At 71.4% G+C, this 6,396-nt stretch carries 1 protein-coding gene; it reads left to right on the top strand.

Annotated elements, in window-relative coordinates; genetic code table 11:
- The coding region (locus ACWGIH_RS43355) for an amino acid adenylation domain-containing protein (RefSeq protein WP_453452783.1) at positions 1–6,396 on the top strand (6,396 nt) is incomplete at both ends.

Raw genomic sequence — 6,396 nt, forward strand, 5'->3', positions numbered from 1 at the left:
CCGGAGTTCATGGTGCCTGCCGCGGTCGTCACGCTGGTCGGGCTGCCGCTGACCGCGCACCGCAAGGTCGACCGACGCGCCCTGCCCGCCCCCGACTACGTGGCGGTCGTGGCCTTCCGTGCGCCGCGTTCGGAGCGTGAGCGTGCGCTGTGTCAGATCTTCGCTGAGGTGCTCGGCGCGGACCGCGTGGGCATCGACGACAGTTTCTTCGACCTGGGCGGGCACTCCCTGCTGGCCACCCGTGTCATCAGCCGTATCCGCACCGTCCTGAACGTCGAACTCCCCCTCCGCGCGATCTTCGAGGGCCCGACCGTGCTCCAACTCGCAGACCGGATCGAGCAGGCGGACTCTGCGCGGGTCGCGCTGCGCCCCGCTGTGCGTCCCGAGCGCGTACCCCTGTCGTATGCCCAGAGACGCCTGTGGTTTCTCAACCGTCTCGAAGGCGCGGAATCCTCCACATACAACATCCCCATCGCGCTGCGTCTCACCGGGACGCTCGACCGCGACGCCCTGCGCGCGGCGGTCAATGACCTGACGGCCCGCCACGAGGCCCTGCGCACCGTCTTCCCGGAAGCCGCCGACGGCACCCCCTACCAGGACGTACGCCTCGCCGTCGGGATGACTGCCGCCGGGACCGTCACCGGAACCGCTCCCGGCGACACCGAGGCCGGGCTCCCGACCCGGCGGATTCACGAGCACGAGGTCGCCGAAGCAATCGCCCAGGCGGCACGCCAGGGCTTCGACCTGACCCGTGAAATCCCTCTCCGTGCTCAGCTGTTCGCGATCGACGAGACCACACACGTCGACGAGACCACGCACGTCCTGGTGGTCGTCCTCCACCACATCGCCGGTGACGGCTGGTCGATGGGCCCCCTCGCGCGCGACCTGGCCACCGCCTATGCCGCCCGCGCCGCCGGGAGCGCGCCGGAGTGGGCGCCACTGCCGGTCCAGTACGCCGACTACGCGCTATGGCAGCGTGACGCCCTCGGTGAGGAGACCGACCCGGAGAGCCCGATCGGCCGTCAGCTCAGCTACTGGAGGAACCAACTGGCCAATCTGCCCGAGCAGGTGGAGTTGCCTACCGACCGTCCTCGCCCCGCCGTCCCCACCAACCGAGGCGGCCTCGTCCCCTTCACCCTGGACGCGGACCTCCATCGCAGGATCACGGGTCTCGCTCGCTCCCGCGGCGCCAGCGAGTTCATGGTCGTGCGGGCGGCCCTCGCCGTGCTCCTGTCTCGGCTCGGGGCCGGGACGGACATCGCGATTGGCTCGCCGATCGCAGGTCGTACGGACGAGGCACTGGACGACCTGGTCGGCTTCTTCATCAACACCCTGGTGCTGCGCACCGATCTGTCCGGCGACCCCACCTTCCACGAGCTGATCGACCGCGTGCGCGAGACCGATCTGGGGGCGCACACCCACCAGGACGTGCCGTTCGAGCAGCTGGTCGAGGCCCTAAACCCCGTCCGGTCGACGTCTCACCACCCCTTGTTCCAGGTGATGTTCGCCTTCCAGAACAACGAGCGGGCCGAGTTGAGCCTGCCGGGCCTCTCCGTGTCCGCCGCCGCGACACCCGTGGATGTCATCCAGTTCGACCTGGCCGTCACGCTCGGCGAGCGGCGTACGGACGCCGGTGCGCCGGCCGGACTCATGGGTGCCTTCCGCTACGCCACCGACCTGTTCGACCACGGAACCGTCGAGGCCATGGTCGAGCGGTTCCACGGACTGCTCCGGCACCTGGTCGGCGACCCTGCGCTGCGGATCGGCGCTGCCGACGTCCTCCGGCCGGGCGAACGAGAACGCCTGCTGTACGGGCTTAACGACACGGCGGCTCCGGCCCCGGACCTCACCGTGCCCGGCCTCTTCGCGCGGCAGGCCGCTGCGACACCCGAAGCCACGGCCCTCGTGCACGGCGAAGAGACTCTGACCTATGCCGAGTTGGACGCACGCGCTCGTCGTGTCGCCCACTGGCTCGTCGACCGTGGCGTCGGCCCCGACCGGCGTGTGGCGCTGATGCTACCCAGGTCGGTCGACCTGGTGGTCGCCCTCCTCGGCGTGCTGAACGCCGGGGGAGCCTACGTGCCCATCGACCCCGAACACCCGGCCACGCGCATTGAGTTCATGACCAAGGACGCTGCCCCGCAACTCGTGCTCGGCCCGGACGAGATGGCGCGGTCTCTCTCCGGCGGCGCGGACGGCTCCTCCGGTCACGCGGATGGCGCGCCCCCGGTCTCCGCCGCGGCGGCCGACGACGCGGCATACGTGATATACACGTCGGGCTCGACAGGCACCCCCAAGGGCGTCGTCGTTCCGCACGCCGGCCTGGTCAACCAGCTGGTCGCGCTGCGCGAACGGCTCCCCGTGACACCGGGCGACCGACTCCTAGCCGTCACGACGGCGGCGTTCGACCTCGCCACTATGGACGTGCTGCTGCCGCTGATCTCCGGTGCCCGCCTGGTCCTTGCCGACCGAGACGACGTATCCCGGCCGGCGGCGCTGGGACGGCTGATCTGCGAGACCGGCGCCACCGTCATGAACGCGACGCCGTCGCTCTGGCAGACCCTGGTGACACACGACCCCGACATGGTCCGCGGATTGCGCGCGGTGGCCGGCGGCGAGGCGCTGACCGCCGCCCTGGCCGAGACCCTGTGCGCCCATGCCGCCGGCGTCGTCAACGAGTACGGCCCGACCGAGGCGACCATAGTCTCCACACTGGCCGAGGTGACCGCACCTAACGCCGCCGCGCCCGGCGGTGCTTCCCTCGCCGTCAATCCGTCCATCGGCACCCCCCTCGCGAATACCCAGGCGTACGTCCTCGACGCGGCGCTGCGGCCGGTGCCCTCCGGTACCACCGGAGAGCTGTACATCGCGGGACGTGGCCTGGCCCGCGGCTACCTGAACCGTCCGGGCCTGACGGCCGAGCGTTTCGTGGCCAACCCCTACGGTCTTGTCGGCTCGCGCATGTACCGCACCGGGGACCTCGCCCGCTGGAACGGTTCCGGCAGTCTTGAGTACGCCGGGCGCGCCGACGGCCAGGTGAAGGTCCGCGGCTTCCGCATCGAGCCGGGCGAGATCGAGGCCGCCCTCACCCGCCACCCCGACGTCGCCCAGGCGGCCGTGGTGATCCGCGAGGACCGCCCGGGAGACAGGCGCCTGGTCGGCTACGTCGTGCCCGTACGCGAAGAGATGCCCGCACGCGGGGAAGCCGCCGCCCTCGGTGAGGCACCCGCCCCCGGCGAGGCCGCAGCCTCGGAGGCGCCAACCGTCGACCCCGCCGAGCTGCGCCGCTCAGTCGCAGCGCTCCTGCCCGACTACATGGTCCCGGCCGCGGTCGTCGCCCTGCCCGAGCTGCCGCTGACCCCCAACGGCAAGCTCGACCGGAGTGCGCTGCCCGCTCCCCGGTACACGGCCTCGGAGCGCCGCCCCCGTGACGGCCGCGAGGAGGCCCTCTGCGCGATCTTCGCCGAGACGCTCGGCCTGGAGCGGGTCGGCATCGACGACGGGTTCTTCGACCTGGGCGGGCACTCGCTCCTCGCGACCCGCGTGGTCAGCCGGATCCGGACCGTCCTCGGCGTGGAGGTGCCGCTGCGGGACCTGTTCGACGCACCCTCGGTGGCGCGGCTCGCCGAGCGCATCGCGGGCGCCGGGACGCCACGGCGCGCCCTGGCCCCGACGGTGCGTCCGGAGGCGGTGCCGTTGTCCTTCGCCCAGTCGCGCCTGTGGTTCCTCAACCGCTTCGAGGGCGCGGAGGCCGCCACGTACAACGTGCCCCTCGCCTTCCGGCTGTCGGGCGCGCTGGACCGGGACGCGCTGCGGACCGCCCTGCGGGACGTCGTCGTACGTCATGAATCGCTGCGCACGGTCTTCCCGGAGGGTGCGGACGGCGTCCCCGTCCAGCGCGTCCTCGACGGGGCGGACACCACGGTGGAAATGCCGGTCCGGGAGATCTCCGACGCGGACGTCGACGCGGCGATCGCGGAGACCTCGGGACGCGGCTTCGACCTGAGGTCCGAGCCGCCGCTCCGCGCCGCTCTGTTCGCCCTGCCCGACGGATCCCACGTGGTGGTCGTGGTGCTGCACCACATCGCCGGTGACGGCTGGTCGATGGCGCCGCTGGCGCGGGACCTGGCGGAGGCGTACGGGGCGCGGGCCGCCGGACGTACTCCCGATTGGGCGCCGCTGCCGGTGCAGTACGCCGACTACGCGTTGTGGCAGCGGGAGTTGCTCGGAGACGAGTCCGATGCCGACAGCGTGCTCGGCCGCCAGATCGCATACTGGAAAAACCATCTGGCCGACCTGCCCGAGCAGTTGACCCTCCCGGCCGACCGCCCCCGACCGGCGGTGGCGTCCTTCCATGGCGACCAGGTACGGCTGGACGTGGCCCCGGAGGTCCACGCGGGCCTGACCGAGCTGGCCCGGGAGTCCGGCGCCAGTGTGTTCATGGTGGTGCGAGCGGCGTTCGCGGCGCTGCTGTCCCGGATGGGTGCCGGTACCGACATCCCGATAGGTACGCCGATTGCCGGGCGTACGGACGAGGCGCTCGACGACCTGGTCGGCTTCTTCGTCAACACGCTCGTGCTGCGCACCGACCTGTCCGGTGATCCCACCTTCCGCGAGCTGGTGGAGCGGGTCCGCGAGACTGACCTGGCCGCCTACGCGCACCAGGACGTGCCCTTCGAGCACTTGGTGGAGATCCTCAACCCGGAAAGGTCTCTGTCGCGTCACCCGCTGTTCCAGGTGATGCTGACCTTCCAGAACAACGAACAGGCCCAGCTCACCATGCCGGGTCTCGGCGTGGAAAGCCTCGCGGCGGCGGGCTCTGCCAAGTTCGACCTGTTCCTCAGCGTCGCCGAGCGCACCGCCGACGGTCGCCCCGACGGCCTCACCGGCGTCCTGGAGTTCTCCACCGACCTCTTCGACCGCGCGACGGCCGAGGGGCTGGTGGACCGGTTCGGCCGGGTGCTGGCCGGAGCGGTCGCCGACGCCGGCCGTCCGGTGGGCGAGCTGGCGGTGCTGTCGGACGCCGAGCACCTCGACCTGCTGGAGGTACGGAACGCCACGGCGGCTGAGGTCCCGTGGGTGTCGTTGCCGGAGGCCTTCGAGCATCGGGTGGCCCGAACGCCCGAGGCGACGGCGGTCGTGTACGAGGGTGTGGAACTGTCGTACGCCGAGCTGAACGCGCGGGCGAACCGTCTGGCGCGCTTGCTGGTCGGGCGGGGAGCGGGCCCCGAGCGTGTGGTGGCTTTGATGCTGCCGCGTTCGGAGTGGTTGCCGGTGGCTCTGTTGGCCGTGGTGAAGTCGGGTGCGGCGTACGTGCCGGTCGACCCGGCCTACCCGGCCGAGCGCATCGACTATATGCTCCAGGACGCCGACCCAGTGTGTGTGCTGGGCTCGGCGGAGACTCTGGCGCGGCTGCCCGAGGGGCTGGCCGGCCGGGGTGCCGAGGTCACGGCGGGGACGGTGGCCGCGTACGAGGACGTGGACCTGTCTGACCAGGAGCGCGGTGGCGTGCCGCTGCTGCCTGAGCACCCGGTCTACGTTATGTACACGTCCGGATCGACCGGGCGTCCTAAGGCCGTGATGTTCCGTGCCGGGGCGATGGCCAACCTGCTTGCCTGGCACGGGCGGGGGAGCCGGGACACGGTGACGTCCGCAATGGCCACCGGGGTGACCACCGCCCACTTCACCTCGATCAGCTTCGACGTGGCCGCCCAGGAGATCTTCACGGCCTTGTGGTCGGGCGGCATTCTCGCGCTGCCGCGTGAAGACGTCCGCAAGGATCCCGCCGAACTGGTGCGCTGGCTCGACCGGCGCGGCGTGAACGAGCTGTTCGCGCCGAACCTCGTCATTGAGGCGGTCGCGGAGGCCTCAGTCGAACTCGGCCTTCGCCTGCCCGAGTTGACGGAGGTGGCCCAAGCCGGCGAGGCGCTGACACTGCACGGCCCGGTGCGGGAGTTTTTCGCCTCGGTGCCGGGGCGGCGGCTGCACAACCACTACGGACCCACCGAGACCCACGTCGTGACGGCGTTGTCTCTGGAGGGTGATCCGGCGGAGTGGCCGGTGGTGCCGTCGATCGGCCGGCCGGTGACCAACAGCCGCGTCTATGTCCTGGACGAGACCCTGCACCCGGCCCCGGCCGGGGTCGCGGGCGAGCTCTACCTCGCGGGCGCGCAACTGGCCCGCGGCTACCTGAATCGTCCGGGCCTGACAGCCGAACGTTTCGTGCCCGACCCCTTCGCGGGTGCGGGGGAGCGGATGTATCGCTCGGGTGACCTGGCGCGGTGGCGGGCGGACGGCAGCATGGAGTTCCTGGGGCGTGCGGACTTCCAGGTGAAGATCCGTGGTTTCCGTGTGGAGCTCGGTGAGGTGGAGGCGGTGGTTGCCTCGCATCCGGAT

This window comes from Streptomyces sp. NPDC054872 (genome assembly GCF_053610705.1).